The sequence below is a fragment of the Isoptericola sp. 178 genome, from assembly GCF_030586525.1.
GTDB classification, from domain to species: Bacteria; Actinomycetota; Actinomycetes; order Actinomycetales; family Cellulomonadaceae; genus Isoptericola; species Isoptericola sediminis.
In genome coordinates this window covers 23,028-47,841 of sequence record NZ_JAUQYN010000002.1, presented here as the reverse complement: position 1 = coordinate 47,841, position 24,814 = coordinate 23,028, and the positions used below count along the sequence as shown (strand labels likewise).

At 73.0% G+C, this 24,814-nt stretch carries 26 protein-coding genes; 4 read left to right on the top strand and 22 right to left on the bottom strand.

The genetic code is table 11. From position 1 onward, the window contains the following. Positions 1-188: 188 nt before the first annotated feature. The 3 genes from rlmB to Q6349_RS04845 are packed head-to-tail and all read right to left on the bottom strand — an operon-like array spanning position 189 to position 3,837. Entirely contained in the window at positions 189-1,175 is a 987-nt protein-coding gene (gene rlmB, locus Q6349_RS04855) for a 23S rRNA (guanosine(2251)-2'-O)-methyltransferase RlmB (protein WP_171247029.1), read from the bottom strand. Further along, positions 1,175-2,605 (bottom strand): cysteine--tRNA ligase, encoded by a 1,431-nt coding sequence (gene cysS / locus Q6349_RS04850; RefSeq protein WP_304603125.1) that lies wholly within the window; start codon positions 2,603-2,605, stop codon positions 1,175-1,177. Before cysS ends, rlmB begins: the two co-directional genes overlap by 1 nt. A gap of 47 nt (positions 2,606-2,652) precedes the next feature. After that, positions 2,653-3,837 carry an alanine racemase gene (locus Q6349_RS04845; RefSeq protein ID WP_304603124.1) on the bottom strand — a complete coding sequence of 395 codons (1,185 nt, stop codon included), beginning with the start codon at positions 3,835-3,837 and terminating at the stop codon, positions 2,653-2,655. Positions 3,838-3,891: 54 nt separating this feature from the next. On the opposite strand from Q6349_RS04845, the gene Q6349_RS04840 reads away from it, so the two are divergent. Beyond that, positions 3,892-5,259 (top strand): D-arabinono-1,4-lactone oxidase, encoded by a 1,368-nt coding sequence (locus Q6349_RS04840; RefSeq protein ID WP_304603123.1) that lies wholly within the window; start codon positions 3,892-3,894, stop codon positions 5,257-5,259. 105 nt (positions 5,260-5,364) lie between these two features. On the opposite strand, the gene ispF is transcribed toward Q6349_RS04840, so the two are convergent. Genes ispF through Q6349_RS04825 form a run of 3 tightly spaced genes read right to left on the bottom strand, consistent with a single transcriptional unit; the run spans position 5,365 to position 7,060 of the window. After that, the gene (gene ispF / locus Q6349_RS04835; protein WP_171247025.1) at positions 5,365-5,847 is read right to left on the bottom strand and encodes a 2-C-methyl-D-erythritol 2,4-cyclodiphosphate synthase; all 483 of its coding nucleotides are present in this window, start codon (positions 5,845-5,847) and stop codon (positions 5,365-5,367) included. Then, the gene (ispD, locus tag Q6349_RS04830; RefSeq protein ID WP_304603773.1) at positions 5,844-6,581 is read right to left on the bottom strand and encodes a 2-C-methyl-D-erythritol 4-phosphate cytidylyltransferase; all 738 of its coding nucleotides are present in this window, start codon (positions 6,579-6,581) and stop codon (positions 5,844-5,846) included. Before ispD ends, ispF begins: the two co-directional genes overlap by 4 nt. Further along, positions 6,578-7,060 (bottom strand): CarD family transcriptional regulator, encoded by a 483-nt coding sequence (locus tag Q6349_RS04825; protein WP_171247024.1) that lies wholly within the window; start codon positions 7,058-7,060, stop codon positions 6,578-6,580. The genes ispD and Q6349_RS04825 overlap by 4 nt, the downstream gene beginning before the upstream one ends. A gap of 245 nt (positions 7,061-7,305) precedes the next feature. Between Q6349_RS04825 and Q6349_RS04820 the strand changes: the two genes are divergently transcribed. Further along, complete coding sequence (locus Q6349_RS04820) at positions 7,306-7,770, top strand: hypothetical protein (protein ID WP_304603122.1); 465 nt, start codon at positions 7,306-7,308, stop codon at positions 7,768-7,770. 100 nt (positions 7,771-7,870) lie between these two features. Here Q6349_RS04820 and pstB read toward each other — a convergent pair whose 3' ends face one another. The 6 genes from pstB to Q6349_RS04790 form a co-directional block, all read right to left on the bottom strand. Next, a complete protein-coding gene (gene pstB, locus Q6349_RS04815) occupies positions 7,871-8,650 on the bottom strand; it encodes a phosphate ABC transporter ATP-binding protein PstB (RefSeq protein ID WP_171247022.1) in 780 nt (259 codons plus the stop codon). A 42-nt stretch (positions 8,651-8,692) separates the two neighbouring features. After that, positions 8,693-9,649, bottom strand: coding sequence for a phosphate ABC transporter permease PstA (gene pstA, locus Q6349_RS04810; RefSeq protein WP_304603121.1), 957 nt, complete (start codon positions 9,647-9,649; stop codon positions 8,693-8,695). Further along, positions 9,649-10,632: a phosphate ABC transporter permease subunit PstC gene (pstC, locus tag Q6349_RS04805; protein WP_171247020.1), complete on the bottom strand. Its 984-nt coding sequence runs from the start codon at positions 10,630-10,632 to the stop codon at positions 9,649-9,651. Before pstC ends, pstA begins: the two co-directional genes overlap by 1 nt. Positions 10,633-10,764: 132 nt before the next feature. After that, the gene (gene pstS / locus Q6349_RS04800; RefSeq protein ID WP_369810853.1) at positions 10,765-11,892 is read right to left on the bottom strand and encodes a phosphate ABC transporter substrate-binding protein PstS; all 1,128 of its coding nucleotides are present in this window, start codon (positions 11,890-11,892) and stop codon (positions 10,765-10,767) included. Positions 11,893-12,157: 265 nt separating this feature from the next. After that, complete coding sequence (locus Q6349_RS04795) at positions 12,158-12,868, bottom strand: response regulator transcription factor (protein WP_171247018.1); 711 nt, start codon at positions 12,866-12,868, stop codon at positions 12,158-12,160. Continuing rightward, positions 12,865-14,205, bottom strand: a complete 1,341-nt coding sequence (locus Q6349_RS04790) for a cell wall metabolism sensor histidine kinase WalK (RefSeq protein ID WP_304603119.1) — start codon at positions 14,203-14,205, stop codon at positions 12,865-12,867. Before Q6349_RS04790 ends, Q6349_RS04795 begins: the two co-directional genes overlap by 4 nt. Positions 14,206-14,363: 158 nt before the next feature. On the opposite strand from Q6349_RS04790, the gene phoU reads away from it, so the two are divergent. Further along, on the top strand, positions 14,364-15,032 hold the full coding sequence (gene phoU, locus Q6349_RS04785; RefSeq protein ID WP_304603118.1) for a phosphate signaling complex protein PhoU: 669 nt from the start codon (positions 14,364-14,366) through the stop codon (positions 15,030-15,032). Positions 15,033-15,106: 74 nt separating this feature from the next. Here phoU and Q6349_RS04780 read toward each other — a convergent pair whose 3' ends face one another. The 8 genes from Q6349_RS04780 to lysS all read right to left on the bottom strand — a co-directional run bounded on the left by Q6349_RS04780 (position 15,107) and on the right by lysS (position 21,581). After that, complete coding sequence (locus tag Q6349_RS04780; protein WP_171248419.1) at positions 15,107-15,847, bottom strand: phosphoglyceromutase; 741 nt, start codon at positions 15,845-15,847, stop codon at positions 15,107-15,109. Between the two features lie 98 nt (positions 15,848-15,945). After that, entirely contained in the window at positions 15,946-16,380 is a 435-nt protein-coding gene (locus tag Q6349_RS04775; RefSeq protein ID WP_171248418.1) for a nitroreductase family deazaflavin-dependent oxidoreductase, read from the bottom strand. 56 nt (positions 16,381-16,436) lie between these two features. Then, positions 16,437-16,586: a hypothetical protein gene (locus Q6349_RS04770; RefSeq protein WP_304603117.1), complete on the bottom strand. Its 150-nt coding sequence runs from the start codon at positions 16,584-16,586 to the stop codon at positions 16,437-16,439. 327 nt (positions 16,587-16,913) lie between these two features. After that, positions 16,914-18,203, bottom strand: coding sequence for a D-inositol-3-phosphate glycosyltransferase (gene mshA, locus Q6349_RS04765; protein ID WP_304603772.1), 1,290 nt, complete (start codon positions 18,201-18,203; stop codon positions 16,914-16,916). 29 nt (positions 18,204-18,232) lie between these two features. Next, positions 18,233-19,321, bottom strand: coding sequence for a beta-propeller fold lactonase family protein (locus Q6349_RS04760; RefSeq protein WP_304603116.1), 1,089 nt, complete (start codon positions 19,319-19,321; stop codon positions 18,233-18,235). A 126-nt stretch (positions 19,322-19,447) separates the two neighbouring features. After that, a complete protein-coding gene (locus tag Q6349_RS04755) occupies positions 19,448-19,780 on the bottom strand; it encodes an Lsr2 family protein (RefSeq protein WP_304603115.1) in 333 nt (110 codons plus the stop codon). A 104-nt stretch (positions 19,781-19,884) separates the two neighbouring features. Then, positions 19,885-20,055 (bottom strand): hypothetical protein, encoded by a 171-nt coding sequence (locus tag Q6349_RS04750; protein WP_171248414.1) that lies wholly within the window; start codon positions 20,053-20,055, stop codon positions 19,885-19,887. A gap of 11 nt (positions 20,056-20,066) precedes the next feature. Then, the gene (gene lysS, locus Q6349_RS04745) at positions 20,067-21,581 is read right to left on the bottom strand and encodes a lysine--tRNA ligase (protein WP_304603114.1); all 1,515 of its coding nucleotides are present in this window, start codon (positions 21,579-21,581) and stop codon (positions 20,067-20,069) included. A gap of 80 nt (positions 21,582-21,661) precedes the next feature. On the opposite strand from lysS, the gene nadC reads away from it, so the two are divergent. Continuing rightward, the gene (gene nadC / locus Q6349_RS04740) at positions 21,662-22,597 is read left to right on the top strand and encodes a carboxylating nicotinate-nucleotide diphosphorylase (RefSeq protein WP_304603113.1); all 936 of its coding nucleotides are present in this window, start codon (positions 21,662-21,664) and stop codon (positions 22,595-22,597) included. A gap of 69 nt (positions 22,598-22,666) precedes the next feature. Here nadC and Q6349_RS04735 read toward each other — a convergent pair whose 3' ends face one another. Together Q6349_RS04735 and panD are read right to left on the bottom strand one after the other, a co-directional pair. Beyond that, a complete protein-coding gene (locus Q6349_RS04735) occupies positions 22,667-24,343 on the bottom strand; it encodes an L-aspartate oxidase (RefSeq protein ID WP_304603112.1) in 1,677 nt (558 codons plus the stop codon). Then, positions 24,340-24,750, bottom strand: coding sequence for an aspartate 1-decarboxylase (panD, locus tag Q6349_RS04730; RefSeq protein WP_246246266.1), 411 nt, complete (start codon positions 24,748-24,750; stop codon positions 24,340-24,342). The genes Q6349_RS04735 and panD overlap by 4 nt, the downstream gene beginning before the upstream one ends. Positions 24,751-24,814: the final 64 nt, after the last annotated feature.

Genomic DNA, 24,814 nt, shown 5'->3' with positions numbered 1-24,814 from the left:
TGCGCGAGTCAGAACTCTCGTGCGCGAGTCAGGATCGCTCGACCGGCACGACCTCACCCTGGGTCGCCGGGCGCGCCCTGACCCGCGGGACCCTGCCCTGACCCGTCGCCTTCCGCCCTGACCCGCCGGGCACCGCCCTGACCCGCGGGATCTCGTCCTGACCCGCGGGCCGGGCGTGAGCGGTCGGCTCAGGAGGCCGAGCGGGCCTGCGCGACCTCGTAGAGCGTGATGCCGGCGGCCACACCCGCGTTCAGCGACTCGACGTCCGAGGAGATCGGGATCGAGGCCACGGCGTCGCAGGTCTCCCGCACGAGTCGCGAGAGGCCCTTGCCCTCGGAGCCGACGACGATCACCAGCGGGTCCGTGGCGAACGCCAGGTCGCGCACCGAGACGTCCCCGCCGGCGTCGAGCCCGACGACGAACAGCCCCGACTTCTTCAGGTCGGTCAGCGTCCGCGACAGGTTGGTCTCCTTGGCGACCGGCACCCGCGCGGCCGCCCCGGCGGAGACCTTCCACGCAGAAGCGGTGACCGACGCCGTGCGCCGCGACGGCACCAGCACGCCGTGGGCGCCGAACGCGCCCGCGGACCGCAGCACCGCCCCGAGGTTGCGCGGGTCGGTGACCGAGTCGAGCGCGACGATGAGCGGCGGCTCCCCCGCCTCGGCGGCCGCGTCCAGCAGGTCGTCCACCGATGCGTACTCGTACGGCGGCACCTCCAGGGCGACCCCCTGGTGCACGGACCCCTCGGTGAGCTGGTCCAGCGCCCCGCGCGAGCTCTCCAGCACGCGGGCGCCGTGCATCGAGGCGAGCTCGAGGATCTCCCGGGTGCGGTCGTCGTGGTCGATGCGCTCGGCCAGGTGCACGGCGGTGACCGGCACGTCCGTGCGCAGCGCCTCCAGGACGGCGTTGCGGCCGGCCACGACCTCGGCACCGCCGGTCGCCTTGCGAGTGCCCCGGGCCACGCCCTTGCGTGCCCCGGTGGGCGCCTGCGCGGCCGCCCGCTTCTCGGCGGCGACCTTCTTCTTGTAGGCCGGGTGGTAGGTGCGCTCCTCGGCCTTCGGCGTCGGACCCTTCCCCTGGAGGCCCTTGCGGCGCTGACCGCCGCTGCCGACCTGCGCGCCCTTCTTGGTGCCCGCCTTGCGCTTGGCACCGGGTCGCTGCGAGTTTCCCGCCATCATTCCCCCTTCGCGTCGGACAGCGTCCAGCGGGCGCCGTCCGGAGAGTCCTGCACGACGACGCCGGCCGCGGCCAGGCGGTCCCGGATCGCGTCGCTCGTGGCATAGTCCTTCGCGGCTCGCGCCGCGGCCCGTGCGTCCAGCTCGGCCTGCACGACGGCGTCCAGCGCGTCGGCCACGCGCGTGTCCGCGGCGCTGGCCCACTGCGGGTCGGCCGGGTCGAGCCCCAGCACGTCGAGCATCCCCCGCAGCGCCACGAGCGCCGCCCGCGCACCGTCGTCGTCGGACGACGCGAGCGCGGTGTTCCCGGCCCGGAGCGTCTCGTGCACGACGGCGAGCGCCGCGGGCACGTTGAGGTCGTCGTCCATCGCGGCGACGAACCCGGCGGGCAGCCCGGCCGTGTGGACCTCGTCGCGCGGGACCTCGCCGACACGTTCGGTCGCCCGGTCGACGAACCCGGTGAGCCGGTCCCAGGTGGTCCGGGCCTCGTCGAGGGTGTCCGGGCCCCACTCGAGCATGGACCGGTACTGGACGGAGGCCAGGGCGTAGCGCACGACAGGGGCCGGCACCTGGGCGAGCAGCTCGCTCATGAGCAGCCCGTTCCCGAGCGACTTGCTCATCTTGACGCCCTGCTGGGTGACCCAGGCCGAGTGCATCCAGCGGTCCGCGAACGGGTACCCGGCGGCGCGCGACTGCGCCTGCTCGTTCTCGTGGTGCGGGAACCGCAGGTCGAGGCCACCGCCGTGGATGTCGAACGCGTCGCCCAGGTAGCGCTGCGCCATGGCCGAGCACTCCAGGTGCCAGCCGGGTCGGCCGCGCCCGAACGGCGTGTCCCACGCGGCGGTCTCGGGCTCGCCCGGCCGCGGCGTCTTCCACAGCGCGAAGTCGTGCGGGTCGCGCTTCTCCGAGGTGACGGCGTCGTCCCCGCCCTCGGGGTTGAGGTCCTCGAGGCGCTGCGCGGTGAGCTCGCCGTACTGCGGCCAGGAACGCACGTCGAACCAGACGTTGCCCGGTCCGGTGGAGTAGGCGTGCCCGCGCTCGACGAGGCGCTGCATGAGCGCGACCATCTGCGGCACGTGCCCGGTGGCCCGCGGCTCGTAGGTGGGCGGCAGCACACCGAGCGCGTCGTAGGCGGCGGTGAACGTCCGCTCGTAGGTGGCGGCGTGCGCCCACCACTCGACGCCCGCCGCCTCGGCCTTGGCGAGGATCTTGTCGTCGATGTCGGTGACGTTGCGGATGAGCGTCACGTCGAGCCCGGAGCGGGTCAGCCAGCGGCGCAGCACGTCGAAGGCGACCGCGGGACGCAGGTGACCCACGTGCGGGGCCGACTGGACGGTGGCGCCGCACAGGTAGATGCCGACCTTGCCGGGTGTCCGGGGGACGAGCTCGCGCACGGAGCGCGTGGCGGTGTCGAAGAGCTGCAAGGTCACCGGTCCAGGGTACCGGTCGGGTGCGCGACCCTGCGGTCTGCGCGCCCTCAGCCGAACGCCCGGCCCTCGCCCCGGTAGGTGGGCACCTCCTCGACGACCTCGTCCCCGCGCACGAGGTGCACGGTGGCGAAGCGTTCCATCAGCTCACCGGCCTTGGCGTGCCGGAACCAGACCCTGTCCCCGACGCGCAGGTCGCGCCCACCGCGCCGGCGACGCATCGGCGTCTGCACCTCCCCGGCCCCTTCACGTCGCGTCAGCGCCCAGCCGGGGGTGACGAGGCGCGGCAGCCGCGACGGACCGGCCGGCCCGGAGGCGACGTACCCGCCCCCGAACGCGGTGGCCCAGCCCGGCCCGGGCGAGCGGACGACGTCGAGCCCGAAGTACGCCGCCGGCCGGGCCTCGAAGGACCGGTAGCGGTCGAAGGTCGCGGGGACGAACAGCCCCGACCCGGCGGTCACCTCGGTGACACCGGTGCCGGCGGCGGAGGACTCCAGCGAACCCGTGCCGCCGGCGTTGACGAGCTCGACGTCCCGTCCGACGGCGGACCGGACCGCGGCGAGCACGGCGCGGCGGCGACGCTCGACGTCGCGGATCGACAGCCGCTTCACGGTCCGCACCGCCGGGCTCGTGTCGGGCAGGCCCGCGACCTGGGCCTCGTAGAACATCAGGCCGCGCACGTGCAGCCCGTCGACGGCCTCGACGGCGGCGGCGAGGTCGGCCACCTGCGCAGGGGTGCGCAGCGGGGACCGGCGGGTGCCGAGGTGGGCCCGCCACGGTCCGAGGCCGACGCGCAACGAGCTGTCGACGTCCAGGCAGAGGTCGCCGTCACCGCCGCCCGCCCGTGCGGCACGCAACGCCGCGCGCACCCGCTCGACCTGGGCGACGTCGTCGACCATGAGGGTGATCTCCCGGCGCGCGGCCGGGTCGGCGGCCCAGCGCGCGAGCGCGTCGCGGTCCACGGTCGGGTAGCCCACCAGGACGTCGCGGACCCCGGTGCCGACGAGCCACAGCGCTTCGTCGAGGGAGTAGGCCATCACGCCGGTGAAACCGGCCCGCTGGGCCCGTCCCACCAGCGAACGCACGCGGACGGACTTGGTGGCGACGCGCACGGGGGTGCCGGCGGCCCGCCGGAGCAGGTCGGCCGCGTTGGTGTCGAACACGTCCAGGTCGACGACGGCGAGCGGCGCCGGCGACCCGGCGGTCGCCCTGCTCAGCCGGTCGGTCGCGGACATGTCGGCACGCTACACCGCGGCATGGCACCGCAGGCCCGTGACAGAGTGTGCGACGTGAACTTCACCACCTGGGGCCGCACCTACCGGGCCTCCCCGGCGCGGTGGTCGCAGCCGCGGGACGAGGCCGAGCTGCGTGCCGTCGTGGCCCGTGCCGCGGCCGACGGTCTGCGGGTCCGTGCGGTGGGGGCCGGCCACTCGTTCACCGACGTCGCCGTGACCGACGGCCTCCTGATCGGCCTGGACCGGCTGAGCGGGCTGGAGTCGCTGCGGCGGCTGCCCGACGGCTCCGCCCTGGTCACCGTCGGTGCCGGCACCCGCCTGCACGAGCTCAACCGGCTGCTCGCGACGCGAGGACTGGCGATGCGCAACCTCGGCGACATCGACCGGCAGTCGGTCGCGGGGGCGATCTCCACCGGGACCCACGGCACGGGGGCGCTGCTGGGCGGCCTGGCCACGCAGGTGCGCGCGCTGCGCGTCGTGCTGCCGGACGGCTCCGTGCGGTCGGTGTCGGGCGACGACGCCCCCGGTTCCCCGGACCGCGAGCTGTTCGAGGTCGCCCGCCTCGGGCTGGGCACCGTGGGCGTGCTGTCCGCCGCCACGCTCGAGGTCGTGCCGGCCTACCTGCTGCGCTCGACCGAGCAGGTCCGCCCCTGGGACGCGGTGGTCGAGGGCATCGACGCCCTGTTCGACGGTCACGACCGGTTCGACGCCTACTGGTTCCCCGGCACGGACCGGATGCTCACCTGGAGCCACGACCGCGTCCCGGCGGCCGAGGCGGCCCGCCACCGCGCGTCCCGCCGCGGGGTCCTGGGCGCGGCTCGGACCCTGGGTGACGCCGCCCGGTCCGTCCTGGACGAGGAGGTGCTGGCCAACGGTGTCCTGGGGGGTGTGATGCAGGTGGCGACCGCCGCTCCGCGGACCGTGCCGCGCCTGAACGCGGTGTGCGCCGCCGCGCTCGGGGACCGGACCCACGTGGCGCCGTCCGACCGGGTGATGGTGAGCCGGCGGCGGGTGCGCTTCGCCGAGATGGAGTACGCGCTGCCGAGGGCGGGGCTGGCCGACGTGCTGCGCGAGCTGGAGGGCTGGTTGCGATCGTCCGGCGAGCCGGTGCCGTTCCCGGTCGAGGTGCGCTGCGCGGCGGCCGACGACGTGTGGCTGTCGACGGCACGCCGCCGGGACACCGCCTACGTGGCGGTGCACCAGTACCACCGGATGCCGCGCGAGCGGTACTTCGCCGCGGCGGAGGAGATCTTCGTGGCGGCGGGCGGCCGCCCGCACTGGGGCAAGCTGCACACCCGCACGGCCGCGGACCTGGCGGCACACTACCCGCTGGACGACGTCGCGCGGGTGCGGGCCGCCGTCGACCCGGACGGCGTGCTGCGCAACGACTACACCGACCGGGTGCTCGGCCTCCCCGCCTGACCTCCGCCGCGACCCCTTGTCGTTGTGGGCATGAAATCTGCCGCCGCGACCCCGTCGAAGGCTGCAGATTTCATGCCCACAACGACGGGGCGGGGCGGGGAGCCGTCAGCGGGCGGCGACGAGCGCGGTGGCGATCGCGGCGACGCCCTCGCCGCGGCCGGTCAGGCCGAGCCCGTCGGTCGTGGTCGCGCTGACGGAGACGGGCGCGCCGACGGCCTCGGTCAGCGCGGCCTCGGCCTCGGTACGGCGGGGCTCGACCTTGGGCCGGTTGCCGACCACCTGGACGGCGACGTTCCCGATCTCGAACCCGGCGGCCCGGACCCGGCGGGCGGCCTCGGCCAGCAGCACGACGCCGCTCGCCCCGGCCCACTCGGGCTCGCTCGTGCCGAAGTGCGTGCCCAGACCGCCGATGCCGGCCGCGGAGAACAGCGCGTCCGCGGCGGCGTGCGCGGCGACGTCCGCGTCCGAGTGGCCGTCCAGACCCCGCTCGCCGGGCCAGTGCAGCCCGCCGACCCAGAGCTCACGGTCCGAGCCCTCCGGGGCGAAGGCGTGGACGTCCACGCCGATCCCGGTGCGCGGCAGGTTCATCGGCCCTCCAGCAACAGCTCGGCCACGGCCAGGTCGTACGGCGTGGTGATCTTCAGCGCGGCGGAGTCGCCGCGCACCAGGTGCACCGGGACGCCGAGCGCCTCGACCAGCCCGGCGTCGTCGGTCGCGGCCAGGTGCTCGGCGGCGGCCCGGGCCGCCCCCTCGGCGTGCGCACGCTGCAGGAGCTCCCGGTCGAAACCCTGCGGCGTCTGGACCGCCCGCAGCACGGTCCGGTCGAGCGTGTCCACGACCCGCTCGACCGCGGGGCCGGTGTCGTCCCCGGGTGCGGCCGGGGCGCCGCCGTCGGGCGCGACGCGCTTGATCGTGTCCGTCACCGGCAGCCCGGGGACGACGGCGGGGTGTCCGCTGCGCACGGCCGCCACCACGCGGGCGACCAGGGCGGGCGGGGCGAGCGGACGGGCGGCGTCGTGCACGAGGACGACGTCGGTGCTCGCGTCGGCACGGCGGAGCCCGGCGGCGACCGAGGCCTGCCGGGTGGATCCCCCGTCGACGACCTCGACCGGGATCGGGAGCGCGCCGAGCGCGGCGACCATGTCGGCCGCACGCCCCGGCGGGGAGGTCACCACCACGGCGTCGACCGCGCCGGAGTCGGCGAGGCCGCGCGCCGCCAGGGCGATCATCGGCACGCCACCGACCGGCACGAACGCCTTGGGGATCTCCCGTCCGAGCCGCGTGCCGGAACCGGCCGCGGTGAGGACAGCGAGGGTCGTCAGGAGGCGAGCACCTCGTCGATGATGGCGCCGGCCTTCTCCTCGTCGACACCCTCCGCGAGGGCGACCTCGGACTCGAGGATCTGGCGCGCCTTGGCCAGCATGCGCTTCTCCCCGGCGCTCAGGCCGCGGTCGGAGTCGCGGCGGGACAGGTCGCGGACGACCTCCCCGACCTTGATGACGTCGCCGGACGCCAGCTTCTCCAGGTTCGCCTTGTACCGGCGCGACCAGTTGGTCGGCTCCTCGGTGTACGGCGCGCGCAGCACGTCGAACACCTTGTCCAGGCCCTCCTGGTCCACCACGTCACGCACCCCGACGAGGTCGACGTTGTCCGCCGGGACCTCGATCGTCAGGTCGCCCTGAGCGACCTTGAGCTTGAGGTACATCTTCTCTTCGCCACGGATCTTCCGGGTCTTGACCTCTTCGATCAGCGCGGCGCCGTGATGAGGGTAGACAACCGTCTCGCCTACTGTGAACGTCATCTTCAGATGTCCCCTTTCCCAGTGACCGAGTCTATCACGGTGGGCACCTGCGCCCGTGGCGCGGGGGGTGCGCGGAGGATCCACAGGACCACTGTTTCCGCAGGTCAGGGCGCTGCCAGCGGGCGGGTGGGTGACCACCCCGCCGCCCCACTAGGATGGTGCGGGGCGCGTCGCGTCCCTCACCCCAGTGACATCCCGTGCGCGGGCCCCGAGCCCGCCGCACCGCTCCAGCAGAAGGAGAGCACGTGGCCCGCTCCGCCCGTACCGCCCGTTCCGCCCTCGCCGCCGGGGTCGCCGTCGGCGCGCTGGCGCTCGGCGCCTGCGCACCCATCACCACCCAGATGGGCTACGCGCCGTCGGACGGGACGCGCGTCGACTTCGAGGACACACAGGTCCGCGGCCTCAACCTGCTGGTCATCGCCACCGAGGAGGGCGGCGACGGCAACCTGCTGGGCGCGCTGGCGAACAACAGCGACGAGGACGTCGAGTTCACCCTGACCGCCAGCGGCGCCGCACCCGTCACGGTGCCGGTGCCCGCGGAGGAGACGGTCTACCTCGGCACCGACGGCGAGGAGACCCTGCTCGGCCCGGTCGACACCATCCCGGGCGGGACCCTCGAGGCCACGCTCGAGGTCGCCGGGCAGAGCGAGACGTTCTACCTGCCGGTCTTCGACGGCACCCTGCCGGAGTACGCCGACTACCTGCCCTGATCCCCCGGCGACGGGCTCCCCGTCGCAGCACGAAGGCCCCTGCGCTCCGGGAGCGCAGGGGCCTTCGTGCGTACCGACGAGGCCGGCACGGCGGGTCGGATCAGCCGAAGCGGCCCGAGACGTAGTCCTCGGTCGCCTTCTCGGCCGGGGAGGAGAAGATCGTCGCGGTGTCGTCCATCTCGATGAGCCGGCCCGGCTTGCCCGTCCCGGCGATGTTGAAGAAGCCGGTCCGGTCGCTCACGCGAGCCGCCTGCTGCATGTTGTGCGTCACGATGACGATCGTGTACTCCTGCTTCAGCTCGCCGATGAGGTCCTCGATGGCGATCGTCGAGATCGGGTCGAGAGCCGAGCAGGGCTCGTCCATCAGCAGCACCTGCGGCTTGATCGCGATCGCCCGGGCGATGCACAGCCGCTGCTGCTGACCGCCCGAGAGTCCGGAGCCCGGCCGGTCCAGGCGGTCCTTGACCTCGTTCCACAGGTTCGCCCCGTGCAGCGAGGACTCGACGAGGTCGTCGGCGTCGGACTTCGAGATGCGCTTGTTGTTGAGCTTCACCCCGGCCAGGACGTTGTCGCGGATGGACATCGTCGGGAACGGGTTCGGCCGCTGGAAGACCATGCCGACGTTCTTGCGGACGGCGACCGGGTCGACGTCCGGGCCGTACAGGTCCACGCCCTCCATCTCGACGGTGCCCTCCACGCGGGCCCCGGGGACCACCTCGTGCATCCGGTTGAGCGTCCGCAGGAACGTCGACTTCCCGCAGCCGGACGGCCCGATGAGGGCGGTGACCGACTTGGGCTCGATCGTCATGTTGACGTCTTCGACGGCGCGGAAGTCGCCGTAGTAGATGTTCAGGTCCTTGGTGTCGATGCGCTGTGCCATCGTGAGCTTCCTTCGTGAGTGTGGCTGATCGTCGGCTGCGCGTCAGCCCAGCTTCGGGGCGAACCAGCGAGTGATCAGGCGGCCGATGAGGTTGAGTGCCAGGACCATGGCGATCAGCACGAGTGCCGCGCCCCAGGCGTTCTGGGAGGCGATGTCCGAGACGCACGTCGCCGTGTCCCCACCGGGGCACGGGGCGTTGCCCTGCGAGTACTGCCGGTAGGCGAACACCGGCAAGGTCATCATGCGCCCGTCGAACGCGTTGGCGTTGATCGAGTCGGTGACGCCGACGGTCACGAGCAGCGGCGCCGTCTCGCCGATGACCCGGGCGATCGCGAGCAGCACGCCGGTGGTCAGCCCGGCGACGGAGGTGCGCAGCACGACCTTGACGATCGTCAGCCACTTCGGGACGCCGAGCGCGTACGAGGCCTCCCGCAGCTCGTTCGGCACGAGCTTGAGCATCTCCTCGCAGGAGCGCACCACGACCGGGATCATCAGCACCGACAGGGCCACGGCCCCCATGACGCCGATGCGGACGGCCGGGCCGAAGATCAGCGCGAAGAGCGAGAACGCGAACAGGCCGGCCACGATCGAGGGGATGCCCGTCATGACGTCGACGAAGAAGGTGACCGAGCGGGCCAGCCAGCCCTTGCCGTACTCGACCAGGTAGATCGCGGTCAGGATGCCGATCGGCACCGAGATCACGGTCGCCAGGGCCGTGATCACGACCGTGCCGAGGATCGCGTGGTAGATCCCGCCGCGCGGGTCCCCGCCGAAGATGTTGCGCATCGACTGGAACAGGAAGTCGAGGCTGATCCGGTCGGCGCCCTGGGCCACGACGGTGAAGATCAGCCAGCCCAGCGGGATCATCGCCAGGCCGAAGGCGGTGTAGATCAGGACCTGCATGACGCGGTCGGTCCGGCGACGACCGGGGTCCACCGTGGAGAGCAGTCGGGCGGTCTCCGAGCTGCCTCGTCCGGGGTTCTGCGTGGTGACGCTCATCAGTTGGCTCCCGAGAAGTCCTTGCGGCGCGCCACGACCCAGCGCGCCGTCATGTTCACGGCCAGCGTGATCACGAACAGGGCGAGTCCCGCGGCGATCAGCGTGTTGACACCGAGACCGGTCGACTCCGGGAAGTCGGCGGCGATGTAGGCCGCGATGGTCTGGTGCTGGCCGGCGGCCAGGATGTCGAGGGTGTACGTGAACCCGGGCGAGAGGATCATCAGCACGGCCATCGTCTCCCCGAGCGCCCGGCCCAGGCCCAGCATCGACGCGGAGATGACGCCCGAGCGGCCGAAGGGCAGCACCGCGGTCCGGATGACCTCCCACCGGGTCGCCCCGAGCGCGAGCGCCGCCTCCTCGTGCAGCTTCGGGGTCTGCAGGAAGACCTCCCGCGACACCGCCGTGATGATCGGCAGGATCATGATCGCCAGGACGACCCCGACCGTGGCCATCGAACGGCCCGTCGGCGAGACCTGGCCGCCCCACAGGGGGAACCAGCCGAGGTTCTCGTTGAGCCACGTCCAGAACGGCGTGAGCACCGGGGCCAGCACGAAGAAGCCCCAGAGGCCGTAGATGACCGAGGGGATCGCGGCCAGGAGGTCGACCAGGGCTCCGAGGACCTGGGACAGCCGGCGCGGCGCGTAGTGCGAGATGAACAGCGCGATCCCCATCGCGACGGGCACCGCCAGCACCAGGGCCAGCACGGCGGCGAGGACCGTGCCGAACACGAGCGGTCCGAGGTACGCCAGCAGGGAGGTGTCCTCCGGGTAGCGCGGGACCCCCGCGGCGAGCTCCTCGGGGCTCGCGGTGATCGCGGGCCAGGCCTCGGAGATCAGGAAGAGCGCGACCGCCGCGAGGACCGCCAGGATCGTGGCGCCGGCTCCGACGGCGATCCATCGGAAGACGCGGTTGAAGCCCCGGTCGGTGTTGCCGCTGCGGCGGCGCCGGGAGCTCTTGGCCGGTGGACTGACTGTGGTCGTCACAGGGACCCCTCGTTGGTGCTTGGGCACTGGTCTCGTCACGTGCTCGGGTGCCGGACGGCCGGAACGGCGGCCGGGCGGGACGCTGCGAGCGTCCGACCCGGCCGCCGGCGGCCGTTCAGGCGATGAACCTGGTCAGCCCGCGGAGATCGACTCGATGCCCGGCATGATGGCCTGGCGGATCGTGTCGGACAGCGGGGCGGACCCGGCGGCGTCCGAGGCGGCCTGCTGGCCCTCCTCGCTGGCGACGTAGCCGAGGAAGCCCTTGACCAGCTCGGCGGTCTCCTCGTCATCGTAGGTCGTGCAGGCGAGGCTGTACGACACCAGGACGATCGGGTAGGTGCCCGCGATGTCGCGGTCGAGGTCGATCGTGTAGACGTACTCGCTGGTGCCCTCGGTCCGCGGCGACTGAGCCACGACCTCCGCTGCGGCCTCGGCCGAGTACTCGACGAAGTCACCGCCGACACCGACCGCGACGGTGCCGAGGTCGCCGACCTGGGAGGCGTCGGCGTAGGTGATGGTGCCCTCGCCGGCCTGGGCGGCGCCCACGACGCCCGAGGTGCCCTGCGCCGACTCCTGGCCGTCGACCGGCCACACGCCGGAGGGCTCGGCCGTCCAGATGTCGGGGGCCACCGTGTAGAGGTACTCCTCGAAGTTCTCCGTGGTGCCCGACTCGTCGGAGCGGTGCACGACGGTGATCGGCGTGCTGGGCAGGTCGGCGTCCGGGTTGTCCGCGGCGATCGCCTCGTCGTCCCAGGAGGTGATCTCACCGAGGAAGATGTTCGCGATCGTCTCCGGGCCCATGTTGAGCGAGTCGACGCCCTCGAGGTTGAAGGCCACCGCGACCGGGCTGACGTAGCCGGGGAACTCGATGACGCCACCCTCACCGCACTGCGCCTCGGCGGCGGCGAGCTCCTCGTCGTCCAGCGCGGCGTCCGAGCCGGCGAACTTGTAGGAGCCGTCGCCGAAACCGGTGCGGCCGCCGCCGGAACCGACGGGGTCGTAGTTCACCGTCGCGTCAGGGTTCGCCTGCTGGAACCCGGCGCGCCAGGCGTTCATGGCGGCCTCCTGCGACGAGGCGCCGCCGCCGGAGAGCGTGCCGGACAGGCCGCCCTCCATGTCGCCGGAGTCTTCCGTCGTCTCGGTGCTCTCGTCGCCGGCGGAGCCCGCGGGCTCGGGGTCCGAGCCGCAGGCCGCGAGGCTGAGAGCCAGCGCGCCGACGGCGACGGCAGATCCGGCACGGGTGAATCGGCTGAGGTTCACGAGTCGTTCCATCCTGTTCACACGGTGGTGGCACCGGCGGCCGCCGGCGTTCGTTGGGAACGTTAGGCAGGCGAGGTGGCTCGCCGGCCAGGAGCAGATGAACGAACGATGAACAGCCGTCGGACCCTGGGACACCGGGCGTCCGGGGCTCCGCCTCAGCCCTCGGGCTCGAGGGTCGGGCGGCGGCTGCACTCGCGAGCTCGCTCCGCCTCAGCCCTCGGGCTCGAGGGTCGGGCGGCGGCTGCACTCGCGAGCTCGCTCCGCCTCAGCCCTCGGCGTCGGCGAACTTGTAGCCGAGACCGCGCACCGTGAGGAGCAGGGACGGCGCGCTCGGGTCGGTCTCGATCTTGGACCGGATGCGCTTGACGTGGACGTCGAGGGTCTTGGTGTCGCCCACGTAGTCGGCGCCCCAGACACGATCGATGAGCTGGCCGCGGGTCAGCACCCGGCCGGCGTTGCGCAGCAGCAGCTCCAGCAGGTCGAACTCCTTGAGCGGCAGGGAGACCGCCTCGCCGCGCACCGCCACCGTGTGCCGTTCCACGTCCATGCGCACCGGACCCATCTCGAGCACGGACTCCCCGTCGTCGTCGGGCGTGGCGCCGGCGTCGCCCCCCGGGCCGCGCCGCCGCATCACCGCCCGCATGCGCGCGAGGAGCTCGCGGAACGAGTACGGCTTCGTGACGTAGTCGTCGGCCCCGAGCTCGAGCCCCACGACCTTGTCGATCTCGGAGTCCTTCGCCGTGAGCATGATGATCGGCACGTCGCCGCGCTGCCGGAGCTCACGGCAGACCTCGGTGCCGCTGAGGCCCGGCAGCATGAGGTCGAGCAGCACCAGGTCGGCCCCGCCGTCGTCGAACCTCTCGAGCGCGTCGTTGCCGTCGGCCGTCGCGACCACGTCGTAGCCCTCGCGGGTCAGCTGGTACGTCAGCGGGTCGCGGTACGACTCCTCGTCCTCGACCACCAGGATGCGCATCACGCGCTTACCTCCTCGTTCCTCGGGCCGTCTCCGGCACCGTGCCGATGGGGTCCGCCCGCGGAGCTGCCCGGGGCGGTCGACGGGCCGCTGTCGGACCCGTCCGTGCTGCCGCCGGACGCCCCGCCGTCGGGCGGGGCTCCGGCCGGACCGTCGTCGGACGGTCCGCCGTCCGGTGTGGCGGCCGACGCGTCCAGCGCACCCGCCGCGAGGTCCGCGGCCGGGATGCGCAAGGTGAAGGTGGAGCCCTTGCCCGGCTCCGACCAGACCCGCACGTCACCGCCGTGGTCGGCGGCCACGTGCTTGACGATGCTCAGTCCGAGTCCCGTCCCGCCGGTGTCCCGGGACCTGGCCGGGTCCACGCGGTAGAAGCGCTCGAAGACGCGCTGCTGCTCCTCGGTGGAGATCCCGACGCCCTGGTCGACGACGTCGATCTCCACGAGGCCGTCGCGCTCGTGCACGCCGACCCCCACGCGGGTGTTCTCGCCGGAGTAGGAGACCGCGTTGTCCAGCAGGTTGCGGACCGCGGTGACCAGCAGGTTGTGGTCGCCGAACACGATGCTCTCCGACGTCCCGCCCACGGTGATCGCGATGTTCTTGCCCTGCGCCTTCGTCCGGGCGCGGTCGACGGCCTCGTCGACGACGTCGACCACCGAGACGGGTTCGATCTGCTGCAGGGCACCCGCCACCTGCAGCCGGGAGAGCTCGATGATCTCGTGCACCAGCTCGGACAGCCGGTGCGCCTCGGACTGCATCCGCTCGGTGAACCGCCGGACGGCCTCGGGGTCGTCGGCAGCGTCCTGGACGGTCTCGGCCAGCAGCGCGAGCGCACCGACCGGCGTCTTGAGCTCGTGCGACACGTTGACGACGAAGTCGCGCCGGATCGCCTCGACCCGGCGGGCCTCCGTGCGGTCCTCGGCCAGCACGAGGATGTTGTCCATCCCGAGCGGCGCGGCCCGCACCTGCAGCAGCACGGTGCCGGAGCCGATGGGACCGCGCGGCAGCTCCAGCTCGCGCTCACGGATCACGCCGTCGCGCCGCACCTCGTGGACCAGCTCGACGACGGTCTCGTGGGCGAGGGCGTCGTTGCGCACCACGCCGAGCGCGTACGCCGGCGGGGAGGCCCGGACGACGTCGTCGTCGTCGTCGATCACGACCGCGGCGGACCGCAGCACCGACAGCACGCGGACCAGGCCCTCGTCGAGCGCACCGGGTTCCGACTCGGCCTCCCGCTGCTGCGCACGGTCGGAGAGGCGGAAGGCGAGGGCAGCGACGAGCCCGACGACGACGCCGAGACCACCGGCGATGACCGCCGTGACACCCTGGATGATTCCTTCCACAAGTGCCAGCCTAGGTCTCGGAGGGGTCGTTGCCGTGCCACGGCAGCAATTGCTCCCTGACGCGTCGCCCACTGTTCACCTGGAGCCCGCGTCACGTTCACTTCGCCGTCCGAGGCACCTGTGAGGGTTGATCAGCACCGATCTTCGAGAGGACACCCATGCGAGAGATCTTCGATGCCGAGCTGAAGCACATCGGCGACGGTCTGGTCGAGATGAGCCGACTGGTCGAGTCGGCGATCACGCGAGCCGGTACGGCGCTGCTCGACGGCGAGCACCAGCTCGCCCAGGACGTGATCGCCTCCGACCACGAGATCGACCGGCTGGAGCGGGAGCTGGACGAGCGGTGCGTCCACGTGCTCGCCCAGCAGGCTCCGGTCGCCACCGACCTGCGCGTGGTCATCACCGCGCTGCGCATCAGCTCCACGCTGGAGCGGATGGGTGACCTCGCCCGGCACGTCGCCGAGGTCGCCCGCGGACGCTACCCCGCGCTGGCCGTGCCGGACGCCGCCCGCGAGACGTTCGTCGCGATCAACGAGGCGGCCGGACTCGTGGCGCGGCGCACCTCCGAGCTGCTCTCCACGCGGGACGTCGCGCTCGCCGCGGAGATCGAGGCCGGCGACGACGTCATCGACCGGCTGCACCAGGACACGTTCGCTGCGACGCTGTCGCCGGACTGGACCGGCACCGCGCAGGAGACGATCGACGTCACCCTGCTGGCCCGCTACTACGAGCGGTTCGGCGACCACGGCGTGTCGGTGGCGCGTCGCATCACCTACCTGGTGACGGGCGACTTCGAGGCCGAGATCCACGCGCCCGCCGACGTCTGACGCGTCGCCGCACCGACGACGGAGGGGCCCTTCCCGCAGTGGGAAGGGCCCCTCCGTCGTCGTGTCGGGCGCCGTTACTTGCCCTGGCTGGCCACGGCCGCGATGGCGTCCTTGGCCGCCTCCGGGTCGAGGTAGGTGCCGCCCGGGTTGGTCGGCTTCAGCGTCTCCTCGTCCAGCTCGTAGACCAGCGGGATCCCCGTCGGGATGTTCAGCCCGGCGATCGTCTCGTCGTCGATGCCGTCGAGGTGCTTGACCAGCGCGCGCAGGGAGTTGCCGTGCGCGGCCACCAGGACGGTCTTGCCCTCCTGGAGGTCCGGGACGATGGCCGACTCCCAGTACGGCAGGAACCGGTCGAGGACCTGCTTGAGCGCCTCGGTCCGCGGGATCGGCTCGCCGGCGTAGCGCGGGTCGGCGTCCTGGGAGTACTCCGAGCCCAGCTCGATCTCGGGCGGCGGCACGTCGTAGGAACGACGCCAGAGCATGAACTGCTCCTCGCCGTACTGGTCACGGACCTGCTTCTTGTCCTTGCCCTGCAGGGCGCCGTAGTGGCGCTCGTTGAGGCGCCAGCTGCGCTTGACCGGGATCCAGTGCCGGTCGGCGACGTCGAGGGCGAGGTTCGCCGTCGAGATCGCACGGCGCAGCAGCGAGGTGTGCAGGACGTCGGGCGTCAGGCCGGCCTCCTGGAGGAGCTCGCCGCCGCGCTTCGCCTCCTCGGTGCCCTTCTCCGACAGCGGGACGTCGACCCAGCCGGTGAAGAGGTTCTTCGCGTTCCACTCGCTCTCGCCGTGGCGGAGCAGCACGAGGGTGTAGGTCATGGCCCCATCCTGCCCTGCCGGGCCGTCCGCCTGCAGCCCGGGCCGGATCTCGGACACCGGGGTACCAGGATGTGCTGACGGCTCGGCAGGACGACGGGTCAGTCCCGCTCGAGCACGAAGACGGGGATCTCGCGGTCGGTCTTCTTCTGGTACTCGGCGTAGTCCGGCCACGCCTCGACCGCGCGCTCCCACCAGACAGCCTTTTCCTCGCCGGTGACCTCGCGGGCCGTGTACGCGTGCTTCTCCGGCCCGTCCTGCAGCTCCACGCGCGGGTTCGCCACGATGTTGTGGAACCACACGGGGTGCTGGGGGGCGCCGCCCATCGAGGCGACGACGGCGTAGTCGCCGTCGTGCTCGACGCGCATCAGCGGGATCTTGCGCAGCTTGCCGGACCTCGCGCCGACGGTCGTCAGGATGATGACCGGCTTGTCGCGCATCGTGGTGCCCTCGGTGCCGCCCGAGGACTCGTAGGTCTCGACGTGGTTGGCCACGAACTCGGACGGGCTGGGGACGTACTCTCCGGTGATCGCCATGCCCGCGGCAACGTTCCCGCGGTCCGTGGGCATTCCCGCCGGGTGCGACGGCGCGGTCAGGAGCGGCAGTCGACGAGGACCACGACGCGCCAGGACACGTCCTCCACGTCGGCACGTTCCCAGGCGAACCGCACCCCACCGCCGTCCGGCCGGACGACGCACGTCGGGTCGCCGTCCTCGTGCCAGGTCCCCGGGGATCGATCCACCGGACCGTGCCCCGGGCGAACGCGTAGGTCCAGTCCTCGTCGTGCAGCACCACGACGTGGTGGTCCCGCGGCGGGTCGACGCCGACGAGCTGGACCCGGCCCTCGGCCCACTGCGTCGTCGACGAGCCCCACCGACGGCCCGCGACCCCGAGGACCAGGACGACGAGCAGGACGACGACGGTGAGCCGACCACCGCGTCGTCGCGTCAGGGCCGGAGCGGCCGCCGCATCGAGCGTCGTGCCGGTGATCCTTGCGCAGGTCAGCACGTGAGCGCTACCTCTTCTGCCTCGCGGGATCGGGTCCTGACCCGCGAAGTTCCGTCCTGGCTCAGCGGGTGCGGCGGACCTTCGCGGCCTGGGAGTACACGTCCAGCATCGCCGCCGCCGCACGGTCCCAGGAGAACCGCTCGCTCGCGCGCCGCGCCCCGGCCGCCAGGCGCTCCCGCCGTTCGTCGTCGCCCAGCAGCGCGCCGAGCTCGGCCGCCCACGTCCACGGGCTGTGGTCGTCCACGAGCACCCCGGAGACGTCGTCGACCACCACGGTCCGCAGCCCGCCCACGGCCGCCGCGACGACCGGCGTGCCGCAGGCCTGCGCCTCGGCCGCCACGAGTCCGAACGACTCGTTGTGCGACGGCACCGCGACGACGTCCGCCGCCCGGTACCAGTCGGCCAGCTCCTCGCGGGACACCGGGGGGCGCACCACCACGTGGTCGGTCACCCCCATCTGGTACGCCAGCGCCTCGAGCTCGCGCACCGCCGTCGGACGCCCGCTCGCGCCACCGAGCACCGCGAGGGTCGGCACCCGCGACCCGCCGCCGTCCCGCAGGGCGTCCGGATCGGCGACCGTCGCCGCGTGGTCGGCCATGACCCCGAGGGCGCGCACCAGCACGTCCGGGCCCTTGAGCAGCTGCACGCGCCCCGCGAAGAGCACCAGCGGGCGGTCGACGGGCAGCCCGAGCCGCGCCCGCAGCGCACGCCGCGCCTGCGCCGCCGTCTCCCCCGGTGCCGGCTCCAGCGGCGCGAAGGCGTCCAGGTCGACGCCCGGCGCCACCACGTGCAGGCGGTCCGGGTCGGCGCCGTAGTGGCGGACCAGGTCCTCGGCCTCCTCCGTGGTGGACGCCACCAGCGCGTCGGACTCCGCGACGACCTGCTCCTCGCCGATGACCCGGCTGTGCGGCTCCGGGGTGTCCCCGGGGGCGAGGGCGGCGTTCTTCACCCGCGCCATCGTGTGCATGGTGTGCACCAGCGGCACGTCCCACCGGTCGGCGGCGAGCCAGCCGACCTGACCGGACAGCCAGTAGTGGGAGTGCACGACGTCGTACCAGCCGGGCGGTCGGTGCGCCTCGGCCCGGAGCACCCCGGCGCTGAAGAAGCAGAGCTGGGCCGGCAGGTCCTTCTTGTCGAGCCCTTCGTACGGACCCGCGGCGATGTGCACGACCCGGATACCCGGTTCCGCCTGGACCACCTTGGGCTGGGCCGACGACGTCGCCCGGGTGTAGATCTCCACCTCGGCCCCCCGGCGCGCCAGGGCACGGGACAGCTCCAGGACGTACACGTTCATCCCGCCGGCGTCCCCGGTGCCGGGCTGGTCCAGCGGCGAGGTGTGCACGGAGATCATCGCGACCCGCGGCCCCCCGCGGTCCGCGCTCACCGGGCCTCCAGCACGCACGAGGGCGGGGTGGCCCACGCGACGCGGTCGACGACCGCACCCGCCCCGGTCGCGGGGTCGAGACGCACCGTGGCCAGCTCGCTCGTGCCCTGCAGCGCGACCACCGCGAGCTCGGCACCGTCCGTCGCGGCGAAGACCTCGTGGTGACGCGGCCAGGAGCCCTCGCCGAGCGGGACGTCGGCCAGGTGCGCGATCTCCGGGGTGCGGTCGCCGGACACCGAGTGCACGGCCAGCAGGTCCGGTCCGCGCACCCCGACGTGCAGGCGACGGCCGTCGGCGCTGAGCGTGACGTGCCCGGGGAAGGCGTCCCCCGCGATCGCCCGTGGCGAGACGGGCACGCTCCCGGCGTGGTGCCAGGCACCGTCGGCGGGGAGCAGCACGTGGAGCCGGGCGTCGAGCTCCCCGGCGACGACCAGCGCCCCTCCGGGCAGGACGACGAGGTGGCGAGGCCCGGTCCCGGCGGGCAACCACGCGGCGACGGAGCCGCCGTCGTCCGCGAGCACGCCGCCGTCGCCCGGTGCGGGGTCGAGGGGGTAGCGCCGGACCACGTCGGCGCCGAGGTCCGTGACGAGCACCTCGCCGTCGAGCACGGTCACCTGGTGCGCGTGCGGGCCGTCCTGCCGGTCCGTCACCGGTCCGGTGCCGGACCCGGCGTGCAGGGAGCGGTGGTCCGCGACGGGGGTGCCGTCCTCGGCGAGGCCCACCGCGGCGGCGACGGCGTCCCCGTAGTTCGCGACCCAGGCCGTCCGGTCCGCGGCGGCGACGTGGCAGGGGTCGTCCCCGCCGGAGCCGACGGACGAGAGGACCTCGAGCGTGCCGTCACCGACGTCGCGCAGTGCCGTCAGCCTCCCGTGAGGGGTCTCGGTCACCGCGTAGACGACCGGGGCGGAGGGGTGCCGGGCCAGGAACGACGGCGACGGGACCTCGGCGGCGACGCGCGGCGCACCGAGCGAGCCGTCGGACCGGTCGAGGTCGACGCGCCACACCGCTTCTCCGCTGCCTGCCGCCGTCCCGGCCGACGGGTAGGTGCCGACCCACAGCGGCACGGAGGCGCTCGGAGTGGTCATGGGTCCAGGGTAGGCGTCCGCGGCCGGTGCTCACCGCGCACCTCAGGAGCGGGCGCGGTCTTCCCCGGACAGCACCGCGCCCCGACCGGAACGAACCGATCGGGGCGAGGGCAGCCGATGCCGGGCTCAGTGAGCCGCTTCGTACGCTTCCAGGATGCGTGCCGGGATGCGGCCGCGGTCGTTCACCTCGTGGCCGTTCTCGCGCGCCCACTCGCGGATCTTCTGCAGCTGGGCACGGTCGGTCCGGCCACGACGGGGGCCGGCGGCGCGTCCCGCTGCCTTCGGGCCGGCCTTGCGGCCGTGCCCGATCCACTTCGAGAAGGACTCACGCAGCTCCGACGCATGTGCCGATGTGAGGTCGATCTCATAGGAGACGCCGTCCAGCGAAAAAGTGACGGTCTCGTCACCTTCGGTGCCGTCGATGTCATCCAACAGCACGACCTGGGTCTTCTGGACCACGTTGCCACCCTTCTCAGGAACCGAAATGCAATGACCTTTTCAGGATGCACCGATCAAGAATGGAATGTCAACTCGCCACGAGGGGAATGCAATAGCAACCCGGGTCAACCATTCAACGGCGACGATTCATCGCGACGCGCTTCCGCCTCGTAGCGCTCCTGCGCGGCCCGCTCATTGCGGTCCGCACGCACGATCTTGCGCATGGCGAACCAGAACAGCAGGCCGACCCCGATCGAAGGGATGAGACCGGCCACGACGGCCCAGAAAGTATCCATGATCGTCGTCCTCAGTGCGTGGGCTTGACCAGGGGGAAGAGGATCGTCTCGCGAATTCCCGCACCCGTGAGCGCCATGAGAAGTCGGTCGATCCCCATGCCCATGCCGCCGGCCGGCGGCATGGCGTACTCCATCGCCGTGAGGAAGTCCTCGTCGAGCGCCATCGCCTCGTCGTCGCCGGCCGCCGCGAGGCGTGCCTGCTCGGCGAAGCGCTCGCGCTGCACGACCGGGTCGACGAGCTCGGAGTAGGCCGTGGCGAGCTCGAAGCCGCGCACGTAGAGGTCCCACTTCTCGACGACACCCGGGGTGGTGCGGTGGGCACGCGTCAGCGGGGAGGTCTCGACGGGGAAGTCCCGCACGAACGTCGGCGCGTACAGGTCGTTGCCGACATGGTGCTCCCACAGCTCCTCGACCAGCTTGCCGTGGATCATCTGCTTCGGGTCGATCGAGATCTCCACCTTCTCGGCGAGCTCGTTGAGATGCTCGACCGACGTCTCCGGCGTGATCTCCTCACCGATCGCCTCGGAAAGCGACCCGTACATCGTGAGGTGCGCCCATTCCCCACCGAGGTCGTACTCCTCGCCGTCGGGCAGCGTCACCACGGTCGTCCCCAGCGCCTCTCGCGCAGCGGTCTGCACGAGATCCTGCGTGAGAGCCGCCATCGTGTCGTAGTCGCCGTACGCCTCGTAGGCCTCGAGCATCGCGAACTCCGGCGAGTGCGAGGAGTCCGCACCTTCGTTGCGGAAGTTTCGATTGATCTCGAAGACGCGTTCCACGCCGCCCACGACGGCTTCCTTGAGGAACAGCTCCGGCGCGATACGCAGGAACAGCTCCATGTCATAGGCATTCATGTGCGTGGCGAAAGGCCGCGCCGACGCACCCGAGGCGACGACCTGCAGCATCGGCGTCTCGACCTCGAGGAAGTCGCGGGCGTGGAAGTTCTCGCGCAGCGAGCGCACGACGGCGGCGCGCAGCCGGACCATGTCCCGCGCGGCCGGGCGGGCGATGAGGTCGACGTACCGCTGCCGGACCCGCGCCTCCTCCGAGAGCTCCTTGTGCAGCACCGGCAGCGGCCGCAGCGCCTTGGAGGCCATCTGCCACGAGTCCGCGAAGATGCTCAGCTCCCCCCGGCGCGAGGAACCCACCCGGCCGTGGACGAACAGGTGGTCGCCGAGGTCGACGTCGGCCTTGAAGGCGCTCAGCGACTCGGCGCCGACGACCTTCTGGCTGAGCATCGCCTGCAGGCGGTTGCCCTCGCCGTCCTGCAGCGCGACGAAGCAGAGCTTGCCGGTGTTGCGCAGGAACACCACGCGGCCCGCGACACCGACGACGTCGTCGGTCTCCTGCCCCGCCTCCAGGTGGTCGTACGCACCACGGACCTGCGCGATCGTGTGCGTGATCGGCAGGCCGACCGGGTACGCCTCACCGCCCTCGGCAATGATCCGGTCGCGCTTCTCACGGCGGACCCGGAGCTGCTCGGGCAGGTCGTCGGACACGGCGGAGTCGGCATTCTCGGGGGTGGTCACCGTCCGATTCTACGGTCCGCCGCCAAGCCGCCCCACGCCTTTCCACCGTGCCTCGGACACCCGGGCAGTACCGTGTCGCCGTGAGCACGCCCGACGCCCTCCCGGTCCGCACCACGCCGTCCGCTGTCGACCCGGGCCTCGATCCCGACTGGATCCGCCGCACGGTGGAGACCGCGCTGGACGAGGACCTCGGTCCCGCCCCTGGTCGTGACGTGACCACGCAGGCCACGATCCCGCCGTCGGCCACGGGGACCGCCGACCTCGTGGCCCGTGCGGCGGGAACCGTCGCCGGGCTCGTCGTCGTCGCCGAGACGCTGCGGCAGACCGCCTCGCGGCTCGGTCTGCCGACCCCGGACGTGACGTTCCACACCCAGGACGGGGACGCCGTCGTGCCGGGGCAGGTGCTGGCCCGCCTCACCGGGCGGACCCAGGTGCTGCTGGTGGCCGAGCGCACCCTGCTCAACCTCGCCTCGCGCGCCTCCGGTGTGGCGACCGCCACGGCGGCGTTCGCCCGGGAGCTGGCCGGCACCGGGGCGCAGGTGCTCGACACCCGCAAGACGACGCCGGGCCTGCGCGCCCTGGACAAGTACGCGGTCCGCGCCGGGGGCGGCACGAACAAGCGGATGGGTCTGTACGACGTCGCGATGGTCAAGGACAACCACGTCGTCGCGGCGGGATCGGTGAGCGCGGCGGTCACCGCGGTGCGCACGGCGTTCCCCGACGTGCTGGTGCAGGTCGAGGCGGACACGACCGCGCAGGCCCTGGAGGCGCTGGACGCGGGTGCGGACTTCCTGCTGCTCGACAACATGCCGACCGAGGTGCTGGCGGACACCGTCGCGGCGGTCCGGGACCGCCAGGGCCACGACGGCGTACCGGCGCACGTCGAGCTCGAGGCGACGGGCAACCTCACGGTCGAGCGGGCTCGCGAGGTCGCGTTCACCGGGGTGGACTACCTGTCGGTGGGGGCCCTGACGCACTCGGCGCCGATCCTCGACCTGGCCCTCGACCTGCACTGACCCGGCGCGAACCGTCCTGACCCGGCGCGAGTCAGGCCTGACCCGCGCGAGTCAGGCCTGACTCGCGGGTCAGCCGGCGGTGAGGGTGCCGTCGTCCTCCAGCGCCACCGTCACGCGCCGCTCCCAGGCGGGGTCGCGGTCGGGGAAGTCCGCGCGGAAGTGACCGCCCCGGCTCTCGGTCCGCACCGCGGCGGCCCGGACCAGGGCGCGTGCCACCTGGTGGATGTTCGTCGTCTCCCACTCGGCCACCTGCGGGGCCGCCACCACGCCGACGTCCCCGTGGGCCGAGGTCGTCACGCCCGCCAGGGCGGTGTCCGCGCGGGCCAGGGACTCCGCCGTGCGGATCGGCCCCGCCCCCTCGGACGTCATGCGCTGGATGCGGGAGCGTGCGGCCGCGGCGACGAGCGCCGAGCCGCCGGGCCGTTCCACGGGGTCCGGGGCCGTGGACAGCTCCCCGGTCTCGAACCGCGCCACCACGTCGGCCGCCGCCCGGTGGGCGAACACGAGTCCCTCGAGCAGCGAGTTCGACGCCAGTCGGTTGGCGCCGTGCACGCCGGTGCACGCGACCTCCCCCACCGCGTACAGCCCCGGGACGGACGACCTGCCGTGCAGATCGGTGACGACACCCCCGGAGTGGTAGTGCTGGGCCGGCGCCACCGGCACCGGCTCCTCCGTCCAGTCGATGCCGTGGTCGGCCAGCCGGGCGGTGATCCCCGGGAACCGGCGACGCAGGAAGTCGGCCCCCAGGGCGCGGGCGTCCAGCAGCACGTGGTCGGCGGAGGTCGCCGCCATCTGCCGCACGATGGCGTGCGCCACGACGTCTCGGGGCGCGAGCTCGGCCATGGGGTGCACGTCCGGCATGAACCGGTGCCCGTTCACGTCGAGCAGCAGCGCACCCTCGCCACGCACCGCCTCGCTGATCAGCGGGAGCTGGCCCCGGGCTCCGGCACCCAGCCACAGCACCGTGGGGTGGAACTGCACGAACTCCAGGTCGCCGAGCACGGCACCGGCACGCAACGCCGCCGCGATGCCGTCCGCGGTCGCCCCGGGCGGGTTGGTCGTGGAGCGGAAAACCTGCCCCACGCCCCCGGTCGCCAGCACCACGACCGGGGCCAGCGCGGCACCGACCCCGTCGCGCGACCCCTCGCCGCGCACGTGCAGCGTCACACCGGCCACCGGGCGCTCCCCCGCGGCGTCCGGCGCCCCGGTGAGCACGTCGAGGACCAGTGCGTTGGAGATCACCTCGATCCCCGGGTCGTGCCGCACGGCCTCGATCTGCGCCACCAGCGCGCGCGAGATCTCGGCCCCGGTGGCGTCACCGCCCGCGTGCGCGATCCGGTCGGCCCGGTGGCCGCCCTCCCGGGTGAGCGCGATCCCGCCGTCGTCGGCACGGTCGAAGCTGGCCCCGCGAGCCACCAGCTCGTGCACCCGCTGCGGGCCCTCGGTGACCAGGACCTCGGCGGCCTCCGGGTCGCTCAGGCCACCGCCGGCCTCGAGCGTGTCGTGCAGGTGCGCCTCCGGGGTGTCGTCCGGGTGCAGGACGGCGGCGATCCCGCCCTGCGCCCACACGGTCGACCCCGAGGACAGCGCGCCCTTGGTGACCAGCAGGACGTGCGGCACCCGGGCCCGCAGCTCGAGCGCCGCCGTGAGTCCGGCGATCCCCGAGCCGACGACGACCGCGTCCGCGCGCGTCGTCCAGCCCGGGGCGGGCGCGACGAGGGAACGGGCGAGCCGGTCCGGACTCACCGCGCGCCGAGAGGGATACCCGAGCTGACGAGCCCGTAGCCGTCCGGGACCTGCCCGGGGTCGTCGTCCACGTCCACGATCCGGTTCTCGCCGTCGACGAACACGACGTTCGGCAGGAACGAGCGGGCGTCGGCGTCCGAGAGCATGCCGTAGGCGATGATGATGACCTTGTCGCCGGGGTGCACGAGGTGCGCCGCGGCGCCGTTGATGCTGATCTGGCCGGACCCCGGCTCACCGGGGATGACGTACGTCGTCAGGCGGGCGCCGTTGTCGACGTCCACGACGTCGACCTGCTGGCCGGGGATCAGGTCCGCGGCGTCCAGCAGGTCGGTGTCGACCGTGATGGATCCCACATAGTGCAGGTCGGCCTGGGTCACCGTCGCGCGGTGGATCTTGCCGATCATCATCGGGCGCTGCAGGGACGCCGCGCGGCGCGTACCGGTCCGGCGGTCCGCCGGGGTCGTGCCCACG

Coding starts and splice junctions, on each gene's coding strand:
- phoU (WP_304603118.1), top strand. CDS start 14,364: ATGCGAGAGATCTTCGATGCCGAGCTGAAGCACATCGGCGACGGTCTG.
- ispF (WP_171247025.1), bottom strand. CDS start 5,847: ATGAACCTGCCGCGCACCGGGATCGGCGTGGACGTCCACGCCTTCGCC.
- mshA (WP_304603772.1), bottom strand. CDS start 18,203: ATGATCTCCGTGCACACCTCGCCGCTGGACCAGCCCGGCACCGGGGAC.
- pstB (WP_171247022.1), bottom strand. CDS start 8,650: ATGGCACAGCGCATCGACACCAAGGACCTGAACATCTACTACGGCGAC.
- Q6349_RS04760 (WP_304603116.1), bottom strand. CDS start 19,321: ATGACCACTCCGAGCGCCTCCGTGCCGCTGTGGGTCGGCACCTACCCG.
- panD (WP_246246266.1), bottom strand. CDS start 24,750: ATGATGATCGGCAAGATCCACCGCGCGACGGTGACCCAGGCCGACCTG.
- Q6349_RS04780 (WP_171248419.1), bottom strand. CDS start 15,847: ATGACCTACACCCTCGTGCTGCTCCGCCACGGCGAGAGCGAGTGGAAC.
- pstA (WP_304603121.1), bottom strand. CDS start 9,649: ATGAGCGTCACCACGCAGAACCCCGGACGAGGCAGCTCGGAGACCGCC.
- Q6349_RS04845 (WP_304603124.1), bottom strand. CDS start 3,837: ATGTCCGCGACCGACCGGCTGAGCAGGGCGACCGCCGGGTCGCCGGCG.
- Q6349_RS04750 (WP_171248414.1), bottom strand. CDS start 20,055: ATGGATACTTTCTGGGCCGTCGTGGCCGGTCTCATCCCTTCGATCGGG.
- rlmB (WP_171247029.1), bottom strand. CDS start 1,175: ATGGCGGGAAACTCGCAGCGACCCGGTGCCAAGCGCAAGGCGGGCACC.
- Q6349_RS04825 (WP_171247024.1), bottom strand. CDS start 7,060: ATGACGTTCACAGTAGGCGAGACGGTTGTCTACCCTCATCACGGCGCC.
- Q6349_RS04775 (WP_171248418.1), bottom strand. CDS start 16,380: ATGGCGATCACCGGAGAGTACGTCCCCAGCCCGTCCGAGTTCGTGGCC.